The following is a 26,604-nucleotide window of genomic DNA, read 5'->3' on the forward strand; positions in this document are numbered from 1 at the left end:
CTCCTAAAGGGGCGGATCAGGCCTTGAGATATCCGTCGATGGCGGTGGCCAACTCGTTCACCAGCTCATCCGGCGAGAGGATGTCGGCGACGATGCGCGCCGACTGCAGCACCGACTGACCGATCAGCAGCACCATCGCCGCCATCTGCTCCGGGGCACCCGGACGTATCGATCCATCGGCCTGCCCGTCGGCGATAAGCATGGACGTCCAGCCGATGAGAGCGCGCTGGCTGGTGCCCAACCGCTGCACGATGTACGTCAGCAACAGTTCGGGATCGGAGCGCAGGATCGCGGCGAATATCGAGTGTTCACGCACCTGCGTCACCAGGGCGCTCACCGAGCGGACCAGCCGATCGCGGGCGCATCCCTGTCCGGTCACGGGCAAAATCGAGCCCATCTCCCGCGTGAGTAGCTCGGCAACCAGGGTGCGCACGTCCGGCCAGCGCCGATACACCGAGGGGCGGCTGACTCCGGCACGCTTGGCCACTTCCACCAGCGTGGTGCGGCGCACCCCGAATTCGGTGACGCACGACAACGCGGCATCGAGGATGCGTTCGGACACCGGATCGGCCACCGGATCTGACACGGTCTCCGCGTCTGTGATGTCAACCGTCATGCCACCTCCCTACGCCTGCCCGCCGAGAAATCTGCGTTACAACTTGCCATCGTATGTAATACTGTAACGCATGATGGAGTGGGACGCCTGGGGCGTAGCCGAGAAACGACAAACCCTCTCACCCCAGGTGAAGGCGCTTTTGGCGTCCGCGCTGGGCATTCCCGAGCGAGGGCCCGTTACTCGAGACGAGTCGGCGGTCGCCCTGGCTCCCAGCTCCCTGACCGCAGATCAGCACGCCGCGCTCGCCGAACTGCTCGGCGCGGAAAACGTCAGCACCGAGCACGGCGCACGGTTGCGGCATGCCGGCGGCAAAAGCACCCCGGATCTGCTGCGCCGCCGCTCCACCGGCGTTCAGGACGCGCCCGACGCCATCGTCTACCCGGCATCGCATGACGAGGTGTCCGCCCTCTTGACGCTCTGCGGCGAGCAGGGCATCGCGGTGGTGCCGTTCGGTGGCGGTACCAGTGTGGTGGGCGGGCTGGATCCCGAACGCGCGGGATTCACCGCGGTCATCGCGGTCGATCTGCGACGCATGTCGGGCCTGGTTTCCCTGGACGAGGTATCGGGCACCGCCGTACTACTGCCCGGGACGACGGGCCCAGAAGCCGAAGAACTCCTTGGCGCCAAAGGCTTTTCACTCGGGCACTTCCCACAGAGCTTCCGGTTCGCGAGCATCGGCGGATTCGCCGCCACCCGCTCTTCCGGGCAGGCCTCCAGCGGATATGGGCGCTTCGACGCGATGGTGGACGCGATCCGCATCGCCACCCCGCGCGGCGACCTCAACCTGGGCAGGGCGCCCGCCTCGGCGGCCGGACCGGACCTGCGCCAACTCTTCCTGGGATCCGAAGGCGCGCTGGGCATCATCACCGAGGTAACGGTGCGTGTGCATCGGCTGCCCGAGGAGACCTGGTACCAGGGTTGGTCCTTCCCCTCCTTCGATGCCGGCGCGCAGGCACTGCGCACCCTCGTGCAATCCGATGCGGCACCCACTGTGCTGCGGCTTTCCGACGAGGCCGAAAGTGGGCTGAATCTGGCCCTGGCCAAGGATATCGGCGGCAAGAACCCCGCCGCAGGCGTGCTCGCGATCACCACCGTGGAAGGTACTCACGGTCATGTCGCGGCCAAGTCGGCCGAGGTGGCCGCCGTTCTCGCCGCGGCGGGCGGCACCGCCCTCGGCGACGAACCCGGCAAGGCCTGGGATCACGGGCGTTTCGACGCGCCGTACCTGCGCGACGCGCTCATCGACGCCGGCGCGGTGGTGGAAACACTGGAGACCGCGACGTCGTGGCAGAACCTGGGCGCACTGCGCACCGCCGTCACCACGGCGCTCGCCGAAGCCCTTGGCGCCCAGGGCACCCCGCCGCTTGTGTTGTGCCATATCTCGCACACCTACCGCACCGGGGCATCGCTTTACTTCACCGTGGTGTGTGCGGCCGCCGAAGATCCACTGGTCCAGTGGGGCAAGGCGAAGAAGGCCGCGGGCGACGCCATCGTCGCCACCGGCGGCACCATCACCCACCATCACGCCGTGGGGCGCGACCATCAGCCGTGGCTCGCCGACGAGGTCGGTGAGCTCGGTATCGAGATCCTGCAAGCGGTCAAGCGCACCGTCGATCCTCGGGGAATCCTCAACCCCGGCAAGCTGATTCCCACACAGGGGTAATGGTGACCCACCTGACCGTTCTCACCAACCCGACCGCCGGGCACGCCGCGGCACAGGCGGCCGAGGCCGCTATCGAGCATCTGCGCGCCCGCGGGCTGACGGTGACCCACCATGCCGCTTCGTCGGCTGCGGAATCACACGCGCTCGCGCAGGAGGCCGCCCGTACCGGTGCCCGCGGAATCGTCGCCGCGGGCGGCGACGGTCTGGTGAGCATCGCACTGCAGGCGGTGGCCGCCACCCCGATAGCGCTCGGCGTGATCCCGATCGGCACCGGAAACGACTGCGCCCGCATGCTGGATATCCCACTGGGTGACCCGGTTGCCGCCGCCGATGTGATTGCCGGCGGCAATATCCGCGCCATCGATGCCGGCCGTATCCAATATGACGGAAACACAACGTGGTTCGCCACTGTGGTGGCGTCCGGATTCGACTCCCTGGTCAACGATCGAGCCAACCGGATGAGCTGGCCGCGCGGTCGGCGCCGCTATGACATCGCGATGGCTCTGGAGGCCGCCAAACTGCGGCCGCTACCCTTCCGCATCGAGCTGGACGACCAGGTCATCGAGACCGATGTCACCCTCGTCGCGGTGGGAAACGGAACCTCGTACGGCGGCGGCATGCGCATCTGCCCGGGAGCCGTACTGGACGACGGGCTGCTAGATGTGACGGTGGTGGCGGCCGGTGGGCGGCTGCGCTTGTTGCGCTTGTCCCCTACCGTCTACAAGGGCACCCACGTCGAGCTGCCGGAAGTGAGCACCTATCGCTCGCGGCGGGTCCGGCTGTCCGCCGCCGAGATCACCGCCTACGCCGACGGCGACCCGGTCGCGCCGCTGCCTGTCGATATCGACGTGGTACCCGGCGCCCTGAGTGTCTTCGCCTAACCTGCCTTTTGCGCGAACAGGAACGCCGAGTGCGGGGTCGCATCGGGCAGGTCGGCCGGTATATAGCGACCGTGCCGCGCCAGCAGCGCTTGCGCCGTCTCGCTGGTCACCTGCCAGCCGAGGCCGGTGAGGAATTCTCCGACATCGGCGCGTTTCTCCAGGTACCACAGGTCGGCCACGTCGGGAATCTCCTGGCCCTGCATCTCTTCGGCGGCACGCCGCAACGCCTGCCCGCGTTCACGTTGCCGGGCAAGGGTTTCCGGATTGAAGAAGTCCTCACCGAAGCCCTCCACCGCGATGCGGCTGCCCGGGACGCTCAGCGCGTCAACCCGCTCGAACAGCAGATCTTGCGCCGCGGGCGGCAGATACGGCAACAGCCCTTCGGCAATCCAGGCCGATGGTTCTCCGGCATCGAATCCGCCGGCCCGCAACGCCGCGGGCCAATCGTCACGCAGGTCCACAGCCACCGGAACGTGACGGACTCCCTGGGTGGCGCCCTGCGCGTCCAAGGTGCCGATCTTGAAGGCCAAGACCTTGGGCAGATCCAGCTCGAACAACGTCGCGTCGCGCGGCCAGTCGAGCCGCCAGGCACGGGCGTCGAGCCCGGCCGCCAGGATCACCGCCTGACGAAGGCCTGCCGCACTCGCATCGCGGAAGAAATCGTCAAAGAATTTGGTGCGGCATGCGACATAGGACCGCATCGCGGCAACACGCTCGATCAGCCGGGGCTCGGCCTCCAGCAGAGCGGCGGACGGTTCTCCGTCGAAGCGGTACACGTTCCAGACACCTTCGCCCGCGGCGGTGAGAAAGTGACCGGCATACGGGTCACTGATCAACGGATTGGCGCTGCGGGTTTCCGCATCCCTGGCGCTGGCCACTCCCAACGCGGTGGAGCCGACACTCTCGGTGATTTCCCAGCTGTCTCCGTCACTGCGCGCCATGAGTTCCTTTGTACGCCAGTCCGCATGGCGCCCTGGTGGCACGGATGCACCATGGGTGGCAGCGCGGACCCCTCAAACCGCACATCCCACCCACTACACCTCAGCAAGACGCGTCCGGAAGAGCCACGGACGACAAGCTCGCACTATTTATAGAACAGGTCGATATATTTGTCTAGTAATTCTAGGGATCGGAACACACGGTGACGGATCACGCCGGCGCCTCCGAGGCAGGACGGGGCCGAGGACGGCCCATCAAGGATGGCAAGACATCCGAAGAAGTACGGTCGAAGCTGCTCGACGCCACCGAACGGGTGCTGGCCCGGGTAGGCGTGACCTCACTCAGCATGGGGGCCGTCGCCCGCGAAGCCGGGTACAGCCGGGGTGTCGTGTACCGCTACTTCGACAACCGTGACGAGGTTCTCGACGCCCTCGTGGTGCGCAGGGCCACCACCAGCATCGCGGAAACCACACCCCGGTTGATGGCCCTGGGCAGCTGGTCCGACATGGTCGTCGAGTCCATGGTGATCGTCGCGACAGAAACCACGCAGGACCCGCTACTCGGCGCTCTGGTAGATCCCGACGGCAGCCACAGCACCGCCGCGAGCCTGATCTTCGGCTCGCCGGGGCTCAGCAAGATGCTCACCTCGTTGTACGAGTCGATGTTCAACAGCGGACTGGCACCGCTACGCGAAGGTCTCAGCGCGCACGATGCCTCCCGCTACGTGCTGTCGGTCGTCATGAGCCTGCTGTCCGGCTCCATACCGGGCTGCGATGACCCCGATCAGGTACGCCGGTACGTGCGTACCTTCGTGCTTCCCGCGCTGCTGCAGACGCCGCCGCCACCACAACAGGTTTTCTCGTAATCGGTAGCAGATGTCGGATCGATGGTGCGCCGTTCGTCGGACAGGTAGAGAGTGGATCGCAGAGTTCCGCTCACCGAATACAGACGGAGGACTCCACCATGTATTACCTCGCACTACTCATCGGTCCCCAGCAGGAGCGCACACCCGACGAGGCCGCGCAGGAACTGACGGACTACCTCAACTTTCAGGCCAAGGCCGCATCGGCCATCCGCGCCGGCGACGCCCTGTACCCCGAGGCCGACAGCGTCCGGATCACCGGTGGGCCGGATGCGCCCGTCATCACCGACGGCCCGTTCGCCGAGGGCGCCGAAATCGCGAACGGCTACTACGTGTTGGAGGCCGACAACCTCGATGACGCCCTTGCGCTGGCCCGGGATATTCCGGAGGCCAAGCGCGGAGCCGTCGAGGTGTGGCCGCTGGTCGACTGCGCGCAGGAATTCGGCGGGCAGGGGTCCACGAGTTGGCTCGCGCTGCTGCTGGAGCCGGGCGAACGCGCGTATGTGCCGGGCAGCCCGGAATGGGAGGCCGTGGCCGCCCGGCATGGGGTGTTTGGCGAGAAGGCGAGCGGGCACATCAAGATCGCCGGACCGCTGCATCCGCCGTCGACGGCCACCACGGTCCGGGTGCGTGACGGAGAGACAGTTCTCACCGACGGCCCGTACATCGAGGGAACCGAGATCGCGAATGGCTTCTACGTACTGGCGACCGATGACCGCGACAGCGCCATCCAGTTGGCCGCCCAGATACCCGCTTCGATCGTGCAGCTGCGACAACTCACCGGCGTCTCGGGCTTTTAGTAGCGAATGACCGAACTGGACGGCGTCTTTCGGCGGGAGTGGGGGCCCACCGTCGCCGCCATCGCCCGGTGGTCCGGTGATCTCACCGTCGCCGAGGACGCCGTCCAGGAGGCATGTGCCGATGCCCTGCGGAGCTGGCCGCGCGACGGAGTGCCCGATAACCCCGGCGGCTGGCTGTTGACGGCCGCCCGGAATCGGGCACGCGACCGGCTGCGACGCGAAACCCTGCGTCCGGGAAAGGAGTTAGCCGCTGTGGTCGACGACATCACCGCCCGCACCGACGTCTCCGATCCGCATCCGGTGCGCGACGACGAGCTGCGGATGATGTTCACGTGCGCCCATCCCGCGCTCGAGCGGGTATCGCAGCTCGCTCTCACACTGCGGCTGGTATCGGGCCTGACGGTGGCCGAGATCGCCCGGGCACTGCTGCACAGCGAGGCGGCTATCGGCCAGCGGATCACCCGCGCCAAGGCCAAGATTCGTACCGCCAACATTCCGCTGCGGGTGCCGCCGGCCGCGCTGCTGCCCGAGCGCACACCGCACGTACTCAGCTGCATCTATTCGGTCTTCACCGAGGGGTACTGGTCGACGGCCGGACCGTCGGCGATTCGTGACGAACTCTGCGACGAGGGTGTGCGGCTGGCCGGAGAGCTGGCCATCCTCATGCCGCAGGAACGGGAAGCCAATGCGCTGGCCGCACTTGTGCTGCTTCATGATTCGAGACGACTGGAGCGGATGGACAGCACCGGCGCCCTGGTTCCCCTGGAGGAACAAGACCGGACTCGATGGGATGCTGAGCGTATTTCCCGCGGCCTGAGCCAGCTGCGGCGTGCGGCCGGATCAACCGGTCCGTATCTGCCGCAGGCGATCATCGCCGCGCTGCATGCCACCGCACCGTCCTGGGAGGACACCGATTGGCGGGCCATCTGCCTGGCGTACGACCGGCTGGTGACCATGACGGATTCCCCGGTGGTGCTGGTAAATCGGGCGTTGGCCATCGGTTTGCGCGACACCCCCGAGGCGGGATTGACCGCCCTGGAAAAGGTCGCCCACGATCCCCGGCTGAGCAGGTCCAATCTGCCGGCCACCGTTCGCGCCGATCTGCTCCGGCGCGCCGGGCGTCACGGTGAGGCGATCGACTGGTATCGAACGGCACTGTCCGCCAATGGCTCCGATCCCGGCCGGGAATTCCTGCGACGCCGTATCGCCGAATGTGAAGAACTGTTGTGAAAAATCACGGCGCCAGCACCCCGTCCAGCCAGTGACCGATGTCTCGGTGGACCTGATCCTTCTCCGGTTCGTTGAGGATTTCATGACGCCCACCAGGGTAGAAGCGGTATGCCAGGCGCCGGTGACCTTGGGCCATGTATCGGGTGATGAGGCCCTGGATGGTCTCGGTTCTGCCGCCCACCGGGTCCTCGGCCCCGGCGACAACGAGGATCGGCAGATCCGATGGGATCTTCGACTCATTGCCCGGTTCCCACAACGAGTGGAATCCCTTGATGACCGAGTATGTCATCGCGTTGGAAAACGGCTTGCCGCACAGGGGATCTGACTGGAAGGCCCGGATCTCGCCAGCATCGCAGGTTTGCCACTCCGAGCCGGTGGGTGTGGCGCCGGCCGGCACAAACGGCGCGTTGAACTGGGCCAGGAGCGCGCCGAAGAACTCACTGGGCACCATGGCGCCCTCGCCGGTCGCCGCTGTCTGCAACCGGCCGATGGCCTCGCGATAGGCCTCTTCGGTGAGTCCCGGCACCGCACCGAGAGTGCCGCACAGTACCGCGCCCGCCAGCAGGTCGCCGTGATTCTCGATATGGGACTGCGTCAATGCCGACCCCATGCTGTGCCCAAACGCGATCACGGGCAGCCCGGGATTGTCGGCACGCGCGATATCGGCGAGCTGCTTGATGTCGGCGGTCATATCGTCCCAGGCCGTCACCCCGAGCAGCCCCAATCCCCCAGCACCGGCCGTCTGGCCATGCCCGCGCAGGTCCAGGGCGTACACCACGCACCCGCGTGCGGCCAGGAACCGTGCGAGCCGGTCGTATCGGGCGCTGTATTCGGCAATGCCATGGGTGATCTGGACGGCGGCGCGCGGCTCGATGCCGCATGGCGGCTGCCACGTGCGGTACCAGATCACCATCTCATCCACCCCGGAGGTGAACGTGGAAAAGGCTGGCCCACCAACGAGGTTCGTGTCGATCGCGGACAGGTTCTCAGTCATGATCATCCACCTCAGGCGATTTCTTCGGCGTACCTGCGGGCGTAAATCGCGTAGAGCACCGTGTCTTCCGCCTCTTCGATGGCCGAGATCGCGATGTCCACGGCGTAGGCCGCATCGGATTCGGCGGCATCGGCCTCCCGCGCCGCCAACTTCGCATCGATATTGCGTTCCTTCTGGCCAAGGGCGGTCTTGATCTTCACGATCTGAGCCTTCCAGCTGACACTCAATTCGGACCACGAGGCGCTGGCCTTGGCCGCCGCCTTATCGGCTTTGGTCTCGAGCTCTTCACGGCGCGTTGTTGCCCGATCGACGTCGTCCTGCAGCTGGTCCGCCGTCTTGCTCCATGCCTCCTGGGCGTTGCGCTCGGCCGCCCGGGCCCGCTCGACGATATGCGCGAACCGATCTGCACTCATGGCCAGACTCCTTGCTCTCAGGGAATTACACGCCATTCGAAATACGGTGAATGCCGGCTCCGCATTTCCGTCATACAAAGATTTGCACACCCCCGAAAACCCGGCATCCGCACCCGGCCGATTGCTGATCAAGATTTACGCTCACCGCGAAAGTCCATGCCTACCGAGACCGCACCCGGCAATACCACAGAGGCGGTAGGCAATTCGCTGAAGTGCCTATAGCGCCACAAGCAGTCGCGACAGCAAGACGACGGGAGCCGCATTCAGTGGACTTCGCGGCAGTATTGCTAAATTAGGCACGCTGTATTGCGCACCGCGAAATAATGGCGTCCCCGATCGATAATCGCTCCGGTTCTGCCCGATATGATACGGCCGTGGGTCTCCAGAGTCTTGATGTATACGACCTTCGGTGCTTTGTCGCTGTGGCAACAACACTGAATTTCACGCAGGCCGCCCGCGACCTTCATGTGTCCGCACCTCCACTTAGCCGCCGAATCCGTGACATGGAGCGGCTGTTGGACGTAAAACTGTTTCTCCGCGACACCCGTCGGGTCACCTTGACCGCCGAGGGTGCCCGGCTGCTTCCCGCCGCGCGGCGCATACTCGCGCAGTTCGATGAGTTGCCGTCCATCGTGTCTCCGGAACCGTCCACATCGACCCGGCCCATCGCTTACGGCGCACCGCCCTGGCTGCACCCCGACCTGCGTGCGGCCATGGCAGATCTAGAGAAGGTGCACGCGAGCCGCTTCACCTTGAGTAAGTGGCCACGCGGCAGTGCGGACATCATCGCGGCGCTGCAGCGCGGCGAGATCGCCTTCGGGCTGGCCCGTCCACCGTTCGATTCGGTGGGGTTGGTCAGAACCGTGGTGCACGAAGAACCTTTGGGCGCAGTGCTTTCCAAAAACAAGTACGGAACCAGATCATCGATATCGATCTCCGAACTCGCCACTTTGAACTACGTGACCGCCCGGCGGGACACCGATACCGAATACCGCCAGCAGGTGGATAGCGCCCTGGAATCCGCGGGTGTGCCCCGGCGGCAAAACGTCGACCCCGGCGACTATGTGGGTGCTGCCGACGTCATCAGCGTGGGCGACGGATTCGCCATCGCACCGCTTGCCCCCGTCAGTGGCGCCCGGATGTACAACCTCGCCGAGGACATCTGCGTACCGATCAATGATCTGGACCTCACCCTGGTCACCTGCTTGGTGTGGCAGGCACAGCTCGCCGAACAAGACCACGAGGTCCGCGAAATCATCGATACCGCCGTCGCCCTCTTGCGCAGACCCGCCGCCCAGCAGCGAGCCGACTCCGCGTAGACACCGGCGCCGGCCGAAGCCCTACGGCAGTGGAGCCGACCACACCAGCCGGGTGCCTCCGGTGTCCATCGCCGAGACACTGAACGTGCCGCCCGACTCGGCGGCCCGGTTCGCGAGACCGCTCAATCCGCTGCGCGCCACCACTTCCGGTATGCCGATACCGTCGTCGACGACCTCGATGACCAATTCGTCGTCCACCGACACCGTCACCGACAATTCTCTGGCGCGGGCATGCCGGACCACATTGCTCACGGCCTCGCGCACCACCGCCTCCGCGTCGCCCGAGGTGCTGGCAGGCACCACATCCAGGGGCCCGCTCATCCGCACGGACACCCGCAGCCCTGTCTCGGCGGTGAGCTCGTTGATGGTGGATCGCAATGTGGCACGCAGGGATTCGTCGTTGGTGTGCAAATCGAAGATGGCGGTCCGGATCTCCTGGATCACCTCGTGCAGCTGGTCGATGTGATCGGCGAGCCGGGCCGCCACCATCGGGTCCGCCGACCGGCGGTGGGTGCTCTGCATCGCCAGCCCCACGGCGAACAGCCGCTGAATGACGTGGTCGTGTAGGTCGCGGGCAATGCGATCACGATCGGCCAGCACATCCAATTCGTGTTTGGCCAAACGGACCTCGGCCTGCTCCAGCGCCAACGCCGCCTGCCCCGCGAAAGAAGCCGCCATATCGAGCTGCTCCTCGTCGAACGCGACCGCGCCGACGGTCCGAAGCAGGATCAGCACACCTGCCGTCGACTCCCCGCCCCCGAGCGGCAGCACCAGGGCAGGCCCAAAAGCCAGGTCCGTTCCCTCGGCCAGATTCACCGCGAGCCGCCCCACATTCCGGGGCTCGTGATCGACGAAAGTGCTTCCCGAAGTTGAGCCATCGATGGGGATCAGTTTGTCGGCGAGCACGTCCGCGCCCTTGCCCTCGCACACCGCCACCACCAGCTCGGCGGTGTCCTCCTCATCGCCGGCGGGCAGCGCGATGAACGCGAAGTCCGCCTCCGCCAGCAGCGCCGCACTCGACGCCACCAGGTGTAGCGCCTTACCCGGGTCAACGCCCCCGAGCAGTTCGGCGGTGATATCGGCGGTGGCGCGCTGCCATTGCTCACGGCGGCGCGCATGCTGATACAGGCGGGCGTTCTCCACCGCGATACCGGCCGCACCCGCCAGCGCCCGCACCACCACCTCGTCGTCCTCGGTGAATTCCCCACCGTCGAGCTTCTCGGTGAGGTACAGGCGACCGAACACCTCGCCGCGCACCTGCACGGGCACACCCAGAAACGTCCGCATGGGCGGGTGATTCGCGGGGAATCCGACCGACGCCGGGTGCGCAGCGATATCCCGCAGCCGCAGCGGCTTGGCCTCGTCGATCACCACGCCGAGTACACCGTGGCCGGTGGGCAGCGGGCCGATCATGTCACGGGTGGCCTCGTCGATGCCCTCGTAGACGAACTCCGCCAGCTTCTCGTCCGATCCCACCACGCCCAGCGCACCGTATCGAGCACTCACGAGCTCCGATGCCGCACAGACGATCTCGCGCAGGGTCGCATCCAGTTCCAGTCCGGAGCTGACCGCCATGACGGCGTCCAGCAGGGCATCCATCCGCCCACGGGTGCCGTCGACAATCTGCTCGATCCGGCCCTGCACCTCCGCGAGTAGCTCACGCAACTGCAAATGAGCCAGCTCGGCTGTCACCCGATTGGGTTGCGCACCAACGTCCTCGACCACAATTCAACTTTCGCACACCGCGCCCTGGGGCGTACACCAACCCGTCAGCCGTGCAGTCCCTGATTCTCGCGCGCGAGTTTGGTGGCCAGCACGGCAACCTGGGTGCGGCGCTCGAGATCCAGTTTGGTGAGCAGCCGCGAGACGTAGTTCTTGACTGTCTTCTCCGCCAAGAACATTCGCTCCGCAATCTGACGGTTGGTCAGCCCCTCCCCGATCAGCTCCAGCAGTGTGCGTTCCTGGGCGGTCAGTCCGGCCAACGGCGACGGATTGTCTGCCGCGGCACGCAGTTTGTTCATCAACGCCGCTGCCGCCCGGTTATCCAGCAGTGAGCGCCCCGCCCCGACGGTGCGGACCGCGGAGATGAGCTCCATGCCCTTGATGTCCTTGATCACATAGCCACCGGCACCGGCCATGATCGCGTCGAGCATGGCGTGTTCGTCGGTGAATGATGTGAGCATCAGACAGTTGAGGTTCGGCAGCTTGGAACGCAGTTCACGGCATAGCTCAACCCCGTTGCCGTCGGGCAGCCGAATATCCAGCACCGCGATATCGGGTTGCAGCGCAGGGATACGCGCCATCGCCTCGGCGACCGAGGACGCCTGCCCGATCACCGAGAAATCCTCTTCCTCTTCCAGTAGATCGGCCAGACCGCGCCGGACTACCTCGTGGTCATCGACCAGGAACACTGTGATCATGCCCGTTTCCCTTCCACCTGCCGCCCCCAGTGTGGCACCGGCAGAACGCACCGACATGGCATTCCTTCCCGTCGTACCCCGCTGGTTCCACGGTAAGCCGGGAAGGATCGTGGCAGCTACGGTCTTTGGTCCCTAGAACCGCCGCGAAAACCGCAAAAGCCCCCATCTTCGAAGATGGGGGCTTTTGCGTTGTACGTACGAAGGCTCTTAGGCCTCCAGGAAGTTCCGGGTCACGCCCGGGTCGACCTGGATGCCCGGGCCGGTGGTGGTGCTGACGACGACCTTCTTCAGGTAGCGTCCCTTGGCCGAGGACGGCTTGGCACGCAGGATCTCGTCGAGCACCGCTCCGTAGTTCTCCGTCAGCTTCTCGGCGTCGAACGACGCCTTGCCGATGATCAGGTGAAGGTTGGAGTGCTTGTCGACGCGGAAGTTGATCTTTCCGCCCTTGATGTCGGTGACGGCCTTGGCCACGTCGGGGGTCACGGTGCCGGTCTTGGGGTTCGGCATCAGACCGCGCGGGCCCAGGACACGGGCGATGCGGCCGACCTTGGCCATCTGATCCGGGGTGGCGATGGCGGCGTCGAACTCCAGCCACCCGCCCTGGATCTTCTCGATCAGGTCGTCACTACCGACAACATCGGCGCCGGCGGCCGTGGCCGCTTCGGCCTTGTCGCCCACCGCGAAGACGATGACGCGAGCGGTCTTACCGGTACCGTGCGGAAGGTTCACGGTGCCGCGGACCATCTGGTCAGCCTTACGGGGGTCGACACCGAGGCGCATCGCGACCTCAACAGTGGCGTCGTACTTCTTCGACGAGGTCTCCTTGGCCAGCTTGGTGGCCTCCAGAGGGCTGTACAGCTTCTCGCGGTCCACCTTTTCGGCGGCCTCGCGATATGCCTTGCTGTTCTTGCTCATTGGTATCCAATCAATTGTTGGGTCGTGGTCGTACAGGCCGAAGCGGGCCTTACCACTGGGTGTTCAGCTATTCGACGGTGATGCCCATCGAACGCGCGGTGCCGGCAATGATCTTGGCGGCGGCGTCGATGTCGTTCGCGTTGAGGTCTTCCTTCTTCGTCTCTGCGATCTCGCGCACCTGATCCCAGCTCACCTTGGCGACCTTGGTCTTGTGCGGCTCACCGGAACCCTTGGGCACACCGGCGGCCTTCAACAGCAGCTTGGCGGCGGGAGGGGTCTTGAGTGCGAAGGTGAAGCTGCGGTCCTCGTAGACACTGATCTCCACGGGGATGACGTTTCCGCGCTGCGACTCCGTCGCGGCGTTGTACGCCTTGCAGAACTCCATGATGTTGACGCCGTGCTGACCGAGCGCGGGACCGACCGGAGGCGCGGGGTTGGCTTCGCCGGCCTTGATCTGAAGCTTGATCAGCCCGACGACCTTTTTCTTCTTCGGGGCCATTGGGTGTTTCCTTACTTTCCTTCCGTGTTCCGGCCGTTATTCGACCGGAGTTCTGCGGACCGCGACACGGTCCGAAGTCTTGTTAGAGCTTCTCCACCTGGGTGAAGTTGAGCTCGACCGGGGTCTCGCGACCGAAGATGGACACCAGCACCTTGAGGCGCTGCTGTTCGGCGTTGACCTCGCTGATGCTGGCGGGCAGCGTCGCGAACGGACCGTCGGTGACGGTGACCGACTCGCCGACCTCGAAGTCCACCTCGATGGCCGGGCGCTCCAGGGCACCGGCTTCGGCGGACGACGCCGTCGCGGTGTCCGTGGCGGTTCCGCCCTTGGCCGGCTTCTTGGCGGGGGTCTGCGGGAGCAGGAACTTCACCACATCATCGAGCGACAGCGGCGACGGACGCGAGGTCGCGCCGACAAACCCGGTGACGCCCGGGGTGTTGCGCACCGCGCCCCAGGACTCGTCGTTCAGTTCCATCCGGACCAGGATGTAGCCGGGCAGCACCTTGCGGTTGACCTGCTTGCGCTGACCGTTCTTGATCTCGGTGACCTCTTCGGTGGGCACCTCGATCTGGAAGATGTAATCGCCCACGTCCAGGTTCTGCACACGGGTCTGCAGGTTGGCCTTGACCTTGTTCTCGTATCCGGCGTACGAGTGAATGACATACCACTCGCCGGGCTCGCGACGCAGCTGAGCCTTCAGCGTGGCGGCAGGGTCGGCATCCTCGTCAGTCTCTACCTCGGCGCCCGGCTCTTCCGAAGACGACTCAGTCGACTCAGTCGACTCAGGCGCAGCGCTGTCGGACTCGTCGATTACGTCAACCGACGCAGCCGTATCAGCGGTGTCTTCTGGCTCGCTCGCAGCGTCGCCGTCGAAGGTCGTCACCGTTTGTCCTCTCTTGTTTCTTGCGTCTCGTCGGTCTACTACCCGAACACCAGCATGATCAGCCGGGCCAAGCCCAGGTCAATCACACCGATCAGGGTGACCATGAACACCAGGAAGACCAGCACCACCGAGGTGTAGCTGACCATCTGCTTGCGGTTCGGCCAAATGACCTTGCGCAGCTCAGCGACAACCTGCTGGAGGAACACCCAAAGCTGGACGAACGGGTTACGCGACGGACCCGACTTGTCCTTCTTATTGGCCGGTTTACGGCTCTTCTTCCCAGCCTTCTTCTTCACCTCACCGGTCTCGGACGCACCGGATTCGGTGAGTTCCGTAGCCACGGTCGAGGCGTCAGCACGGCGGGTCCGCTTACCCGTCGGGCGAAGCGGCTTGGTCGAGGTGACGGCCCGGTCGCTCTCGGCAGTGCCGGTGTCGGGCTCGTCTAGCTCGTCGCTCATTCCCTTCCGTACCTCTCTGTTTCCCTAGTGCTTACTCCAGGGTGTTGCAGGGGTGACAGGACTTGAACCTGCAACCTGCGGTTTTGGAGACCGCTGCTCTGCCAGTTGAGCTACACCCCTAAGGCTGGCACGCCAGCCCGGTGGCCGGGGGCCTCACACAACACACGCGCCTCCCGAGTAGCCGACAGGCGCGTTGTGGTGGGAAAACCCCGAATCTCGAGTGTACCCCGAGGCCAGCTCCAGACTGAAATTGCCCACCGATCTAGGTGCAGACCAGCGGGCGCCGTTGCTCAGATCAGCTTGATATCGGCCATTCGGTCCGAATCACGGCCCATCAGCGTGGTGAATGCCTCGAGTACAACCTCACCGTGCTGGTCGCGGACGACGTTCCGGGTGGTGACGATGTCCACCCCGAAGGACTCCTTGTGCGAGAGCACCTCGAAGTCGCAGGACAGCTCGTCCCCTTCGGCCAGCGGCTTGTGGAAAACAAACTTTTGATCGGTCTGGACGATCTGCATGGTTTCCATGCCGACGTCATAGGTCCGGAAGAATTCCTTCTGCACCAGCAGCGCCATCACCGCCGGAAAGGTAACCGAGGCGACAAGACCCTTGTGGCCCAGCTCCGCGGCCGCCGCGACATCGTGGCTGGCGGGCGACTCGGATTTGATGGACTTGGCGAACTCGCGGATCTTCTCGCGGCCCACCACATAGGTCTGGGAGTACTTATGCGTCATTCCGACGACGTCGAGACTCAGCGCCATGATTACGCCAGCGTCGCAGACGCAACGGCTCGTCCGAAGATTTTCTTGCCGTTGGTGGTGGCGGTCAGCGCGATGGTCACCGACTTGGCATCGGCATCAACCGACTTGACGCGGCCGGTGAACAGGATCTCGGCACCGACACCGTCATTGGGAACGGTGACGAAGCTGGTGAAACGCACGTTGTACTCGGTCACCGCCGCCGGGTCGCCGACCCAATCGGTGATGTAGCCGCCGCCAAGACCCATGGTGAGCATGCCGTGCGCGATGGCGCCGTCTTCGAGGCCGACCAGCTTGGCGGTCTCGTCGTCCCAGTGGATCGGGTTGAGGTCACCGGAGACCCCTGCGTAATTGACAAGATCCTGCCGGGTGAGCTGAATCGTCTTCTCCGGCAGCTGGTCTCCCACGTTGACCGAACTGAACTCGCGCAGTGCCATCAGTTGAACCCGCCTTCTTCTCCGTCGCCTTCGGCACGTCCGGCCAGAGTGGTGTACGACTCCGTGACGAACTCGCCCTTGTCATTGGTGATGATGTTCTTGATGACGATGATGTCGGTACCGAACGATCGGCGGATCGAGTCCACGTAAACATCGCAGTACAGCGTGTCTCCGGCCCTTACCGGGCGGAAGTACTTGAACGCCTGATCAACCTGAACGATCTTCTCGTCCTTGATGCCGATATTCGCGTCTTCAAAGAATGCCGACTGTGCCGTGTACCCGAAAACGGCCAGAAAAGTCGGAGGCGCTACCAGCGCTCCATGTCCAAGCTCCGCTGCCCCGGCCTCGTCGTGATGAGCCTGGTTAAGGCATTTGACTGCCTCGGCGTGCTCGCGAATCTTCTCTCGCCCAACCACATAGTGGTCCGGGTATCGGTAGTGCGTTCCGACGAGATCTTGCGATAAAGCCACGGCCGGAATTTACCTACTGACGTTGATCGGTACCAAGTAAGGCTTGCCTACTCGTGTCGCCTCGCGACGACCCAAGTGCCTATTGGCTAGCGGGATTCCTTGTGCGGCTGGTGCGATCCGCAGTTCGGGCAGAACTTCTTCAGTTCCAGCCGGTCTGGGTCGTTACGCCGGTTCTTCTTGGTGATGTAGTTACGGTGCTTGCACGTCTCACATGCCAAGGTGATCTTGGGCCGGACGTCGGTGCTGGAGGCCACTGCAGTTGCCCTCTTTCGTTCGTTGTCTCTATGTTCGGGTGGTAGCGGTGGGGAGGCTCGATCTCCCGACCTCACGATTATGAGTCGTGCGCTCTAACCAGCTGAGCTACACCGCCCCGCAGACAGGGCCGGCGTTTCCGCCTGCCGTCTACCGAGCCCCCTAACGGAATCGAACCGTTGACCTTTTCCTTACCATGGAAACGCTCTGCCGACTGAGCTAAGGGGGCATTAAAGCCCTCACGAGGGTACCCGCTGACGTCTGTGGAACCAAAACGGCTTATCGGAGGCGGCAGGGCACCGGTGCGTACAGCGCCTGCCTGCATAATTCCTCGGCCTCCGCGGTGGACCGGTCCAGCGGCTGGCGGGTATCGATCACGTGAGCCTCACCCCACCCCCGGTCCGGACTCACGAACTCGGCGCCCAGTGCGGCGGCGATGTCACCGGCAGCATCCGAGATTCCGTCATGACGGGTGGCGACTCGATGCTGCGCGGTGACCAGCGGCGCCATGCACAGAAATTCCACCATCGGCGCACCCGCCTCATAGGCAAGCTGATGCGCACGCAGCCGGTGCCGCGGGCTGCGCCATGTCCCGTCCAGGATCACGGTGTGACCGCTGGCCAGCGACAGCCGCGCGCGCCTCAGTACCGCGTCATAGACCGCGTTCACGTTCTCCGCGGTGTACAGCCCGCCGTCCAGCACACCCTTTCCGCCGGATATGACGCCGAGCCGGTGTAGCTGGTGACGTACTTCGTCTGTCGAAATTACCTGAGCACCAATATCTTCCGATATCCGGCGGGCCAATGTGCTCTTACCGGCGCCCGGGCCGCCACCGACGAGAACCAGCCGTACCGTGGCCGCCCCCAGATGACTCAACGCCATCGCCACATGCTTGGTGGCCCGCCCCAGGGCCGACCGCTGCCCCTGGGTGAACCGGCTGCAGTCCACCTTGGCCCGCACCAACGCGCGATACGCGATGTAAAAGTGCCGCAAGGGTTCCGGCGCGGTGTCGGCGGACAACTCCACATAGCGATTCATGAAGTACTCGCCCAGGTCCGGGCGCCCCAGAAACTCCAGATCCATCGCCAGGAAGGCCGCGTCGTCGAGCCCGTCCACGTGACGTAGCTGGTCGTCGAACTCCAGGCAGTCGAGCAGCACCGGACCGTTGGGCAGGCAAAAGATGTCGCTGGCCAGCAGATCTCCGTGCCCGTCAATGATTCTCCCATCGGCCACGCGCTGCGCGAAAAGCACCGCGCGACCTGAGATGAACTGGGTGGCGAGCGTGCGGATCAGGCGCACATCGTCGGCCGCGAGCACTGTTCCCGCGTATTTCTCCAGGGTGGCCAAGGTGTCGTCCCACCGGTCGACGATGGTGTCCAGGGATCCGGCCTCGTCGATCGACGGACTGCGATCGGCACGTTTGTGAAATCCCGCCAGCACCTCGGCGATCGCGTCCAGGTGCGCCTTGGTGACCCGCTTGGCCTTGGCCATCGCCGACAGCCGCGCGGTATCCGGGTAACGCCGCATCACCACGACCGGCTCACCCGACCCGCCATCGGGGGCGGTGAGATGCGATACGCCGATATAGCTGTCGTGCGAGATGCGGCTGTTGAGCGCCACCTCGCGGGCGCAGGCTCTCTCACGAAGCTCGGGTGTGCTGAAGTCCAGGCAGTTCGTGACGACGGGCTTCTTGATCTTGTAGGCCATCCCTCCGACCAAAATCACAATGCCCGTGTGCGTTTCGCGTATCTCGGCACCAACGGAGGTAGGGCTTATGGTCGACCGTAGTGAGCGCATGACCTCATCGTTGCCGGACGCACGCCGCGGACATCCGGCCATGGGCCCCCAATTCGTGGGCCGGAAGTCACCAGTTCGGCCCACCCGGGGCGCGTTGGACGTCCTTCGCTTCACCACTGCGGGGACTTCGGGCATCTGACCGGTGACCAAGGGCTCTGTCGGCGGGTGCGGCGGTCACCAAGAGTCGAGGGCACCACCAGCCGAGCGGGAGCCGACATGCCCAAGACAATGGTTCACATCGACGTCATCCAGACCGCGATTCAACTTGCCTGCCGCGCACCGTCTTTGCACAACACCCAACCGTGGCGCTGGATTGTCGACCTTGGCTCGGGACCGGGCGATCTGCACCTGCATCTGGACCGCAGCCGATGCGTCACCCGGACCGACGGCGCGGGGCGCGAGGCCATCATCAGCTGCGGGTCGGCACTGGATCATTTCCGGGTAGCGATGGCCTCGGCCGGCTGGACAGCACGCGTGGAACGCATCCCCGACCCCGATAATCCAGACCATCTGGCGAGCATCACCTTCTCCCCCAGGGGTCTTGTGGTGGTGGCTGATCGACGCCGCGCGGATGCGATTCTGCAGCGCCGCACCGACCGGCTGCCGTTCGAAGCCCCATCGAACTGGTCGCAGTTCGCTCGCATGCTGAACACGGTGATCGCCGACCGGGCGGTGATTCTCGATGTGATCGACGACGTCACGCGGCCCAAGTTGGCGGACGCGTCGGCGCTCAGTGACGCCTTGCGTATCTACGACTCCGCGTACCAAACCGAACTCGATTGGTGGACAGCATCGTTCACGCTCGAGGACGGGGTTCCCCGGAGCGCACTGGTATCGGCCGCCGAGAGCGATCGGGTCGATATCGGCCGTGCCTTCCCGGTTGTCGCGGAAAGGACCTCACACCCCGCCCCACAGGAGGACCAAGCAAAGGTGCTCGCGTTGTCCACCGCCCGAGACACCCCTAAACATCTCCTGCGCTGCGGTGAGCTGCTCTCGGAAGTACTGCTGGAGGCGACACTCGCGGGCATGGCGACCTGCACCATCACCCACATGCTGGAGCTGACCGCGAGCCGTGAGGTCGTCGGTGCCGCTATCGGCAGGTCACATCCGCAGGCATTGATAAGGGTGGGGACGGCCCCCACGTTTGGCCGCATTCCTCCGCCGACGCCGCGCCGGTCGCTCGCCGACGTATTCGAGATTCGCGGTTAGGACGCAACCATGAATGAAGTCCGTATGCCCGGCCCCGCAGTGGTTGTTGGCATTGATGGGTCACGATCCGCGGTCCGTGCCGCGCTCTGGGCGGTCGACGAGGCAATGCACCGCGAGCTGCCATTGCGTCTGGTGCATGTGACGCCCCAGCCCGAGTTCCCCGAGTTCAGCGACGAACGCAGTCCCGCCGGAACGGCTGTGCGGCACGCGTTCCGGCAGATCGGGGCCACCGGTAAACCCGTGAAGGTGGAGGCCGAGATCCGCCATGGCCGGGTGGCCGACCTGCTGTTGGAGGCCGCACGCAATGCGGTGATGCTCTGTGTGGGAGCCATCGGCATCAGCGGCTCGGATACCCGCAAGGTCGGGTCCACCGCATCCGAGATTCTCGGGTCGGCACGGTGCCCGGTCGCGGTGATTCGCGGCGATCACCCGCCACCCGGGGCGGCTTCCGCGGTAGTCGTCGAGATCGACGAGACCCATGAGTCGGCGGCCTGTCTGGAGTTGGCCGCCCACGAGGCGCGGCTGCGCGCGGCGCCGCTGCGGGTACTGCTGCGGCATCGCCCGATCGCCCACTCCGGTCAGCGGATAGCCACTTTGACCCGCGTGGACCGCGGCGTGGCCGCGGTCCACTTGGAACGGCGCCTGGCACCGCTGCGAATGCGGCACCCCGACCTGGACATCCGTGCCCTGGATCCGGTGGGCGGCACCCTCGACTACCTGGAACGCCACGGGCACGCCGTGCAATTGGTGGTCGTCGGGGCCGGCGACGCCGCCCATGTGCGGGAATTGGTCGGCCCTAACGGATGCGGCGTCCTGGGCAGAACACACTGCTCGGTGTTGATCACGGCGCGCCAGCGGCTGCTGTAGGCCTCACCCCCGGGCGGTACCCACCACGCTTTCATTTGGGGTACCTCGCTACTCGCGTCATCGAGACCACGCCGGATCAGGATCGTTGTGTATCGCTTTTACACAACGGAACCGAGCCACACACCTGTGCCGGGAGGAGTCGAAATGATCACACGAATCGCCCCATACAGCGTCTCGCCGGACGTCAGCCTGCTCATCCTGGTTGAGGCCGGTCCTGCCCACGACCTTCGCGAGCATCCCGGCGCAATCAATTCAGCGACACCGATTTTCGAGGCCATTCGAGCGGCCGGGCACACGGTCGCGCCCCTTCATGCCAACGCCGCGAGCGTACCAACCGAGCTGCGATCCATCTTCGTCGTCACCGCGCCCGCCTGCCCGGAGTTCGAGCGGCTCGCCGAACATCTGCGGGCCCTCCCCGGTGTTGCCGCGACCTACCTGGAATGTGATGACGCCTGCCCGGCACCAAGCAGCGTCAGCACCATCCCGGTATCGATCGGTGCGCAGCGCCGGGCATCGGTCCGCCATGTCACCCAATGCGGCATCGGAAGTCTCGGCGCGCGCAGGCTGGCCGGCTAGTACACACGAGGAGTAGAGATCGACACGCGGTCGGCCAGGTCGATACGGCCGGCGGCCTTTGTCTTAGTGCCCGAACGCGCCGAGGACCAGCCCTTCATCCGGAGCGGATATGTCGGCCATGAGAAGCGCCTTGGGCATGTCTCCGGCATTTCAACTCTACCCTTCCGTAAGGGTAGAGTTGTGATCCAGTAGCTGGTACCGCGACGCGGCTGCCAGTACTCCGACTGCCGTGCAGCGCCGCACTTTCCGTAGATCTCGCACGCCCCCGCCGCAGGTGGGTGTTGTTGTGCTGCACCACGAATGGAGCCGACCATGATTTCTGGACAGATACCCGTCACCTCAGCAGATCCCAGCACGTCGGTGTGGCTGGCGCTGCGGTCCTGGCCGCGGATGCGGACCGAGGTGCTGGCCGGGCTGGTGGTGGCGCTGGCGCTGATTCCCGAGGCGATCTCGTTCTCGGTGATCGCCGGGGTCGATCCCCGGGTCGGGTTGTTCGCGTCGTTCACGATGGCGGTCACCATCGCGATCACCGGCGGGCGCCCGGCGATGATTTCAGCGGCCACCGGCGCGGTGGCATTGGTGATCGCCCCGGTAGCCCGCCAGTACGGCATGGACTATCTGATCGCCACGGTCATCCTGGCTGGGGTCATCCAGGTCACGCTCAGCGTGCTGGGGGTGGCGCGGCTGATGCGGTTCATTCCGCGCAGCGTCATGGTCGGTTTCGTCAACGCACTGGCCATCTTGATCTTCACCGCCCAGCTGCCGCACCTGATCAATGTGCCCGGACTGGTGTATCCGTTCGTCGGAGTTGGGCTGCTGATCATGGCCTTCCTACCCAAACTCACCACCGCGATACCGGGGCCACTGGTGGCCATCGTGGCCCTGACCGCCGCGGCGATCGTGTTCTCCGTTGACCTGCCCAGCGTCAGCGATGAAGGCACCCTGCCCTCAAGTCTTCCCACGGTATTCATTCCACACGTGCCCTGGACCATGCACACTCTGGAGCTCGTCGCCCCCTATGCGTTAGCGATGGCACTGGTCGGGCTGCTCGAATCGCTGATGACCGCCAAACTCGTCGATGACATCACCGATACCCACTCCAACAAAACCCGAGAGGGCTGGGGCCAAGGCATCGCCAACGTCGTCACCGGGTTTTTCGGCGGCATGGGCGGCTGCGCCATGATCGGCCAGACCATGATCAACGTGAAAGTCTCCGGCGCCCGCACCCGCATCTCCACATTCTTGGCCGGCGCCCTTCTTTTGGGATTAGTTGTCGGACTGGGCGATATCGTCGGCCGCATCCCCATGGCCGCCCTGGTCGCGGTGATGATCATGGTGTCCGTAGGCACCATGGACTGGCACAGCATCAACCCGGCCACCCTGCGCCGCATGCCCCTCAGCGAGACCCTAGTCATGGCCGCCACCGTGATCGTGACCGTGGCCAGCCACAACCTGGCCTACGGCGTCATCATCGGGGTAATCACCGCTATGGTGCTGTTCGCGCGCCGCGTCGCCCACATGGTCACCGTCGCCAAAACTCAACAACCCCAACAAGACCCAAACACCGGCACGGTGGTGTACCGGGTCACCGGGGAACTGTTCTTCGCCTCCAGCAACGACCTGGTCTACCAATTCGACTACACCGGCGACCCCGGACACATCCTCATCGATATGACCGACTCACACATCTGGGATGCCTCCACCGTCGCAGCCCTGGACGCCATCACCACCAAATACCGTGCCCGCGGCAAACACGTGGAAATCATTGGCCTCAACCAAGACTCAGCTACCCGGCACGACCGCCTCACCGGACAACTCGGCGGCAGCCACTAACTGCACTTGGCCGCTTCGGATGCTGGCTACAGTTGAGCAGCACATGAAACAAGCACGTACACAAGATCGGAGGTGCGTCGCACGTTGACTGACACAGACACCGCGAAGTTGCAGATCGGGCAAGTCGCCGCCCGCACCGAACTGTCGATCCGCACCATCCGCCACTACGACGACGTCGGCCTGATCACCCCCTCGGCCCGCAGCGCAGGAGGGTTTCGCCTCTACACCGAAGCCGACGTCGAACGGCTCCTGGTCATCCGGCGGATGAAGCCCCTCGACTTCACCCTCAATGAAATGAGGGACTTGCTGGAAGCTATCGACACCCTGAACACACCTAACGCCACAGCAGCTCAACGAACCGCTGCCGCCGATTACCTGCAGCAATGCCAAACCCGAACCCACGACGCCATCAATCGGCTACGCAAACACCTCGCCTACGCCGAAGAACTCGACCGCATCCTCACCACACGCGCAAGGAAGCCGGTCTAGACCGGGTCGGGCCTCACGCCCACACGAAGGAAGTAGTCCGCTACTCGTGCGGGCTCCTGTTCACCGGTCCTACGGTTCGGGAAGACCCACCACCCCGAGGAGCCGATCATGACAACGCTTGAACGCCAAGCAATCCGGCAACCATCACACACGCCCACAACCAAAGTGGCAGCCAGCGGGACCGCCGGTGCGATCTCGGTTCTGCTGGTCTTCGTTCTCGGTAAGTTCGACATCCAAATACCGGGAGACGTCGGCTCCGCCATCACCGTGCTCTTCTCGGCGGCCTGCGGCTACCTGGTGCATGAACGCACCGTTGTGCAGCGGCCGGCACCGCGAGCCAGGGATGAGAATTGACCCGCCGGACCCGCCGGACTACGGGCGGTGTGCCTGCTCCTGCGGGTCGGCCAGGTCGCTCCACACGATCTTGGCAAGCTGATCGCGATCCACGACATCGAGTTTGATGCAGGCGCGGTAGATGTGCCCCTCAATGGTGCGCACCGAGAGAGTGAGCCGCTCGGCGATCTCACGGTTGCACAAGCCTTCACCGATCAGGGCCGCGATCTCACGCTCGCGCGCGGTGACCGGCAGCGGACGCGCGGCGGCCCGGATGGCTGGCGTGGCCGCACCACCACACTGGCCGGCGATCCGCAGCGCACGCGCCGCGGACTCGGCGCTCTTGCTTCGATCCCCACTGCGACTCAGCAGCGCTACCGCCTGCGCAGCGGCATCGGCCGCCGAGAGCAGCAGGCCCGCATTCTCGAATTCGATGCTGATCTGAACCAGCGCCGCGGAATCGGATGCGCCGACGGCGAGCGCATGCCGCGCGTACAGCCCCACCAGCGGACCATGCACCCGCGGGGCAAGTGATTCCAGGCGGCGAGCCACCGTCCGGTCACCGAACCGCGCCGAGTGGTGCAGCGCTTCGGCCTCCACCGCGTATTGCCCGGCGGTGTGTGCGGCATCGGCCGCACGACGGGCGATATCCACCGCCGACCGGTCCGCGCCGCGGGCGGCGGCCAGCCACGACTTCGCGATCAACAGCTGTGGGTCATGCAGCGCGACGAACTGCCCCGCGTGCTCGCCCGATTCGGTCAGCACACGCTCCGCGTCTTCGACCTTCCCGAGCGCCGCGTAGGCACGCGCCAGCAGTAGTCGCGCGGGCAGCTGCCACGGCAACGGCCGCTCGGCGTTGAGCGCCGCCAGCGCCTGTTCGATGGAGGAGATCGCCGTAGGGAATACACCACGGTGCACGGCGACCAGACCCGCCATGATTCGTGCTATCGCCCACGCGAGAAACTGTCCAGCGGAGGAGAACTCGGTGTACTCGGTAACGCGGCGGTCGGCCAGCTGGAGCTGCCCGGTGTAGACGAGTGCCAGTACGTCGCAGTAACGCACCATCACCGCGATCATGCCGTCGGTGGACCGTTTCTGTGCGCGACATCTCGCCGCGATCGGCTCGAACTCGTCACCACGCCCGGCGACAGGCAGCGCGAGCCCGATACCGAATGCCGCGAATTCCACGGCCTGCCGGGGAGCCTCCGGGTCGGACAGCACGACGGTCGCGGCGGCAAGCCCGTCATCGAACTGGTTCTCGTGCACGGCCAAAGCCGCGCCCGTCGCGTCGACGACGAGTTTCAAGGCAGGATGCCGCACCCGTTCACGCAGCAGTGCCATCAGCTCGTGCGCACGCCGGACATCGCCCATCGACCAGAACGCGATGGAGACGAGCGGAAGGCCCCAGAGAACCAGGGAAAGCTCATCGAGCTGGTCCGGATCGAACTCGGCGAGCGCCTGCTCGGCTTCCTCGGGCCGGCCCTGCCACAGCAGCGCGCGCGAGAGCACTTCGGCCGCGCGCAGACCCCCATCGCGTTCGACCGCGCACCGCGCCAAGTGTTCCCCGACAGGAAGGTTGGACAGGTATACGGCGTCCTTCGCGGCGGAGACCAACAGGGCCGGATCGGTGACTTCATCACTTTCGACGGACAGTTGCGCGAGCCGAATGCGTTTGGCCGCCGAGTCGATATCGCGTTCCCGGAGTGCCCGTACCAGCTGACCACGCAGGCGCCGGGCCGATGCGGTGCCCACCCTGCGCCGAATCACCTCACCCAGCATCGGATGGCTGAACCGCACGTTGATACGACGGCCGTCGGCTTCGACACGGACAAAGCCGGTGAGCTCCGCGCCGTCCAGCGCGTCACCGCCGGCAATCTCGCACAACGTGTCGAGGTTGAGCGGTTCGCACAGGGACAGCAGTTTGAGCACGTTGAGTACATCGCCGTCCAACTGTTCGAGACGATCTCCCAGCAGCGCGGCCAAGCCCGAGGGGACGACGGTGTTGCCGCGCAGCTGCCACACCCCGTTGACGGCGGTGAGGGATCCGGCCTCAACGGCGCCCTCCACCAGGTGGCGCAGGAACAGCGGGTTTCCACCGGATGACTCCCACATCACGTCTGCGCTCAGCCCTTCGAGCGCACCGCCGAGCACCGATTCGACCAGTGCGACACTCTGCTCCTTGGTGAACGCCTCGAGTTCGAACCGGCGTAGATAGTCGTCCTTCCACAACGCGGTGACCGCGTCCGGAACAGGCTCGCCGCTACGCACCGTGGCGACCAACCGGCTGGCATGCCCGACAGCTATCTGATGCAGCAAGGTCGCGGAGAGGTCGTCCAGCAGATGGGCATCGTCGACTCCGATGATCGGATGTGGCGACGCGACAATGGATTCCCGTGCCGCGGCAATGAGCGCGGCCGGATCACGCGATCCGGTCGCCTGTATCCAATGGGCGAATACTCCCAATGGAATACTCCGCGACGATTCGGTACATGCCACCCAGCGAACCTGACATCCCAACGAGTCGGTGACGGTACGCGCGAGGGTCGTCTTGCCGACTCCGGCGGAGCCGACCAACACCACGCCGCACGACACACTGTCCGTCAGCGTCGAGCGAACGGCGTCGAATTCGGTTGGGCGGTCGAGCAACTGCCAGCTCCCCGACATGGGAAAAGAGTCTAGATCGCGATGGCG

General features: G+C 65.1%; 29 protein-coding genes and 3 tRNA genes. 13 read left to right on the forward strand and 19 right to left on the reverse strand.

Going from position 1 to position 26,604, the window contains the following annotated elements:
• Positions 1–16 precede the first annotated feature (16 nt).
• Positions 17–616: a TetR/AcrR family transcriptional regulator gene (locus tag ABG82_RS21975; protein ID WP_043077070.1), complete on the reverse strand. Its 600-nt coding sequence runs from the start codon at positions 614–616 to the stop codon at positions 17–19.
• 70 nt (positions 617–686) lie between these two features.
• Between ABG82_RS21975 and ABG82_RS21980 the strand changes: the two genes are divergently transcribed.
• Together ABG82_RS21980 and ABG82_RS21985 are read left to right on the forward strand one after the other, a co-directional pair.
• Positions 687–2,279: an FAD-binding oxidoreductase gene (locus tag ABG82_RS21980; protein ID WP_043077069.1), complete on the forward strand. Its 1,593-nt coding sequence runs from the start codon at positions 687–689 to the stop codon at positions 2,277–2,279.
• Between the two features lie 2 nt (positions 2,280–2,281).
• Positions 2,282–3,160: a diacylglycerol kinase gene (locus ABG82_RS21985; protein ID WP_078343845.1), complete on the forward strand. Its 879-nt coding sequence runs from the start codon at positions 2,282–2,284 to the stop codon at positions 3,158–3,160.
• Here ABG82_RS21985 and ABG82_RS21990 read toward each other — a convergent pair.
• Positions 3,157–4,101, reverse strand: a complete 945-nt coding sequence (locus ABG82_RS21990) for a class I SAM-dependent methyltransferase (RefSeq protein ID WP_043077067.1) — start codon at positions 4,099–4,101, stop codon at positions 3,157–3,159. The two genes, ABG82_RS21985 and ABG82_RS21990, sit on opposite strands and share 4 nt — an antisense overlap.
• A 200-nt stretch (positions 4,102–4,301) precedes the next feature.
• Here ABG82_RS21990 and ABG82_RS21995 point away from each other — a divergent pair, with 200 nt between their 5' ends.
• The 3 genes from ABG82_RS21995 (at position 4,302) to ABG82_RS22005 (ending at position 6,991) form a co-directional block, all read left to right on the forward strand.
• The gene (locus ABG82_RS21995; RefSeq protein WP_043077066.1) at positions 4,302–4,964 is read left to right on the forward strand and encodes a TetR/AcrR family transcriptional regulator; all 663 of its coding nucleotides are present in this window, start codon (positions 4,302–4,304) and stop codon (positions 4,962–4,964) included.
• A 98-nt stretch (positions 4,965–5,062) separates the two neighbouring features.
• Entirely contained in the window at positions 5,063–5,761 is a 699-nt protein-coding gene (locus ABG82_RS22000; RefSeq protein ID WP_043077065.1) for a YciI family protein, read from the forward strand.
• 6 nt (positions 5,762–5,767) lie between these two features.
• Positions 5,768–6,991 carry an RNA polymerase sigma factor gene (locus ABG82_RS22005; RefSeq protein WP_043077064.1) on the forward strand — a complete coding sequence of 408 codons (1,224 nt, stop codon included), beginning with the start codon at positions 5,768–5,770 and terminating at the stop codon, positions 6,989–6,991.
• A gap of 4 nt (positions 6,992–6,995) precedes the next feature.
• Here the strand turns inward: ABG82_RS22005 and ABG82_RS22010 are convergent, their stop codons facing one another.
• The gene (locus tag ABG82_RS22010; protein WP_157847524.1) at positions 6,996–7,985 is read right to left on the reverse strand and encodes an alpha/beta fold hydrolase; all 990 of its coding nucleotides are present in this window, start codon (positions 7,983–7,985) and stop codon (positions 6,996–6,998) included.
• 11 nt (positions 7,986–7,996) lie between these two features.
• Entirely contained in the window at positions 7,997–8,398 is a 402-nt protein-coding gene (locus ABG82_RS22015; RefSeq protein ID WP_052510955.1) for a hypothetical protein, read from the reverse strand.
• Positions 8,399–8,721: 323 nt separating this feature from the next.
• On the opposite strand from ABG82_RS22015, the gene ABG82_RS22020 reads away from it, so the two are divergent.
• Positions 8,722–9,717: a LysR family transcriptional regulator gene (locus ABG82_RS22020; protein ID WP_078343827.1), complete on the forward strand. Its 996-nt coding sequence runs from the start codon at positions 8,722–8,724 to the stop codon at positions 9,715–9,717.
• A gap of 21 nt (positions 9,718–9,738) precedes the next feature.
• Here the strand turns inward: ABG82_RS22020 and ABG82_RS22025 are convergent, their stop codons facing one another.
• Positions 9,739–11,442 carry a sensor histidine kinase gene (locus tag ABG82_RS22025; protein WP_043077062.1) on the reverse strand — a complete coding sequence of 568 codons (1,704 nt, stop codon included), beginning with the start codon at positions 11,440–11,442 and terminating at the stop codon, positions 9,739–9,741.
• A gap of 44 nt (positions 11,443–11,486) precedes the next feature.
• Complete coding sequence (locus ABG82_RS22030; RefSeq protein WP_043077061.1) at positions 11,487–12,137, reverse strand: response regulator transcription factor; 651 nt, start codon at positions 12,135–12,137, stop codon at positions 11,487–11,489.
• Here ABG82_RS22030 and ABG82_RS28350 point away from each other — a divergent pair.
• Positions 12,136–12,273, forward strand: coding sequence for a hypothetical protein (locus tag ABG82_RS28350; RefSeq protein ID WP_155772776.1), 138 nt, complete (start codon positions 12,136–12,138; stop codon positions 12,271–12,273). The two genes, ABG82_RS22030 and ABG82_RS28350, sit on opposite strands and share 2 nt — an antisense overlap.
• 71 nt (positions 12,274–12,344) lie before the next feature.
• On the opposite strand, the gene rplA is transcribed toward ABG82_RS28350, so the two are convergent.
• From rplA to ABG82_RS22090, 12 genes are all read right to left on the reverse strand, one after another.
• Positions 12,345–13,052: a 50S ribosomal protein L1 gene (rplA, locus tag ABG82_RS22035; protein WP_043077060.1), complete on the reverse strand. Its 708-nt coding sequence runs from the start codon at positions 13,050–13,052 to the stop codon at positions 12,345–12,347.
• A 67-nt stretch (positions 13,053–13,119) separates the two neighbouring features.
• Positions 13,120–13,551: a 50S ribosomal protein L11 gene (rplK, locus tag ABG82_RS22040; RefSeq protein WP_043077059.1), complete on the reverse strand. Its 432-nt coding sequence runs from the start codon at positions 13,549–13,551 to the stop codon at positions 13,120–13,122.
• Between the two features lie 82 nt (positions 13,552–13,633).
• Positions 13,634–14,434 carry a transcription termination/antitermination protein NusG gene (gene nusG / locus ABG82_RS22045; RefSeq protein WP_043077058.1) on the reverse strand — a complete coding sequence of 267 codons (801 nt, stop codon included), beginning with the start codon at positions 14,432–14,434 and terminating at the stop codon, positions 13,634–13,636.
• Between the two features lie 38 nt (positions 14,435–14,472).
• Positions 14,473–14,892, reverse strand: coding sequence for a preprotein translocase subunit SecE (secE, locus tag ABG82_RS22050; RefSeq protein WP_043077057.1), 420 nt, complete (start codon positions 14,890–14,892; stop codon positions 14,473–14,475).
• Between the two features lie 47 nt (positions 14,893–14,939).
• Positions 14,940–15,012, reverse strand: a tRNA-Trp gene (locus tag ABG82_RS22055).
• Between the two features lie 170 nt (positions 15,013–15,182).
• Positions 15,183–15,653: an FAS1-like dehydratase domain-containing protein gene (locus ABG82_RS22060; RefSeq protein ID WP_043077056.1), complete on the reverse strand. Its 471-nt coding sequence runs from the start codon at positions 15,651–15,653 to the stop codon at positions 15,183–15,185.
• A gap of 2 nt (positions 15,654–15,655) precedes the next feature.
• On the reverse strand, positions 15,656–16,087 hold the full coding sequence (gene hadB, locus ABG82_RS22065; RefSeq protein WP_043077055.1) for a (3R)-hydroxyacyl-ACP dehydratase subunit HadB: 432 nt from the start codon (positions 16,085–16,087) through the stop codon (positions 15,656–15,658).
• Positions 16,087–16,557 carry a (3R)-hydroxyacyl-ACP dehydratase subunit HadA gene (gene hadA / locus ABG82_RS22070; RefSeq protein WP_043077054.1) on the reverse strand — a complete coding sequence of 157 codons (471 nt, stop codon included), beginning with the start codon at positions 16,555–16,557 and terminating at the stop codon, positions 16,087–16,089. The genes hadB and hadA overlap by 1 nt, the downstream gene beginning before the upstream one ends.
• 86 nt (positions 16,558–16,643) lie before the next feature.
• Complete coding sequence (gene rpmG / locus ABG82_RS22075; RefSeq protein ID WP_043077053.1) at positions 16,644–16,811, reverse strand: 50S ribosomal protein L33; 168 nt, start codon at positions 16,809–16,811, stop codon at positions 16,644–16,646.
• A 39-nt stretch (positions 16,812–16,850) separates the two neighbouring features.
• Positions 16,851–16,927 (reverse strand) — tRNA-Met (locus tag ABG82_RS22080).
• 38 nt (positions 16,928–16,965) lie between these two features.
• A tRNA-Thr gene (locus ABG82_RS22085) sits at positions 16,966–17,038 on the reverse strand.
• Positions 17,039–17,088: 50 nt separating this feature from the next.
• Positions 17,089–18,648, reverse strand: coding sequence for a bifunctional aminoglycoside phosphotransferase/ATP-binding protein (locus ABG82_RS22090; RefSeq protein ID WP_078343826.1), 1,560 nt, complete (start codon positions 18,646–18,648; stop codon positions 17,089–17,091).
• 174 nt (positions 18,649–18,822) lie between these two features.
• On the opposite strand from ABG82_RS22090, the gene ABG82_RS22095 reads away from it, so the two are divergent.
• The 6 genes from ABG82_RS22095 to ABG82_RS22120 all read left to right on the forward strand — a co-directional run bounded on the left by ABG82_RS22095 (position 18,823) and on the right by ABG82_RS22120 (position 23,934).
• The gene (locus tag ABG82_RS22095; RefSeq protein ID WP_043077052.1) at positions 18,823–19,815 is read left to right on the forward strand and encodes an Acg family FMN-binding oxidoreductase; all 993 of its coding nucleotides are present in this window, start codon (positions 18,823–18,825) and stop codon (positions 19,813–19,815) included.
• A gap of 9 nt (positions 19,816–19,824) precedes the next feature.
• Positions 19,825–20,682: a universal stress protein gene (locus ABG82_RS22100; protein ID WP_043077051.1), complete on the forward strand. Its 858-nt coding sequence runs from the start codon at positions 19,825–19,827 to the stop codon at positions 20,680–20,682.
• A gap of 144 nt (positions 20,683–20,826) precedes the next feature.
• The gene (locus ABG82_RS22105) at positions 20,827–21,258 is read left to right on the forward strand and encodes a hypothetical protein (protein ID WP_065212778.1); all 432 of its coding nucleotides are present in this window, start codon (positions 20,827–20,829) and stop codon (positions 21,256–21,258) included.
• 312 nt (positions 21,259–21,570) lie between these two features.
• Positions 21,571–23,091 carry a SulP family inorganic anion transporter gene (locus ABG82_RS22110; RefSeq protein ID WP_234707993.1) on the forward strand — a complete coding sequence of 507 codons (1,521 nt, stop codon included), beginning with the start codon at positions 21,571–21,573 and terminating at the stop codon, positions 23,089–23,091.
• An 84-nt stretch (positions 23,092–23,175) separates the two neighbouring features.
• The gene (locus ABG82_RS22115; RefSeq protein ID WP_043077127.1) at positions 23,176–23,580 is read left to right on the forward strand and encodes a MerR family transcriptional regulator; all 405 of its coding nucleotides are present in this window, start codon (positions 23,176–23,178) and stop codon (positions 23,578–23,580) included.
• Positions 23,581–23,688: 108 nt separating this feature from the next.
• Complete coding sequence (locus ABG82_RS22120; protein ID WP_054416775.1) at positions 23,689–23,934, forward strand: hypothetical protein; 246 nt, start codon at positions 23,689–23,691, stop codon at positions 23,932–23,934.
• A gap of 18 nt (positions 23,935–23,952) precedes the next feature.
• On the opposite strand, the gene ABG82_RS22125 is transcribed toward ABG82_RS22120, so the two are convergent.
• On the reverse strand, positions 23,953–26,577 hold the full coding sequence (locus ABG82_RS22125) for a LuxR C-terminal-related transcriptional regulator (RefSeq protein ID WP_043077125.1): 2,625 nt from the start codon (positions 26,575–26,577) through the stop codon (positions 23,953–23,955).
• Between the last annotated feature and the right edge of the window lie 27 nt (positions 26,578–26,604).

The organism is Mycobacteroides immunogenum, assembly GCF_001605725.1.
GTDB classification, from domain to species: Bacteria; Actinomycetota; Actinomycetes; order Mycobacteriales; family Mycobacteriaceae; genus Mycobacterium; species Mycobacterium immunogenum.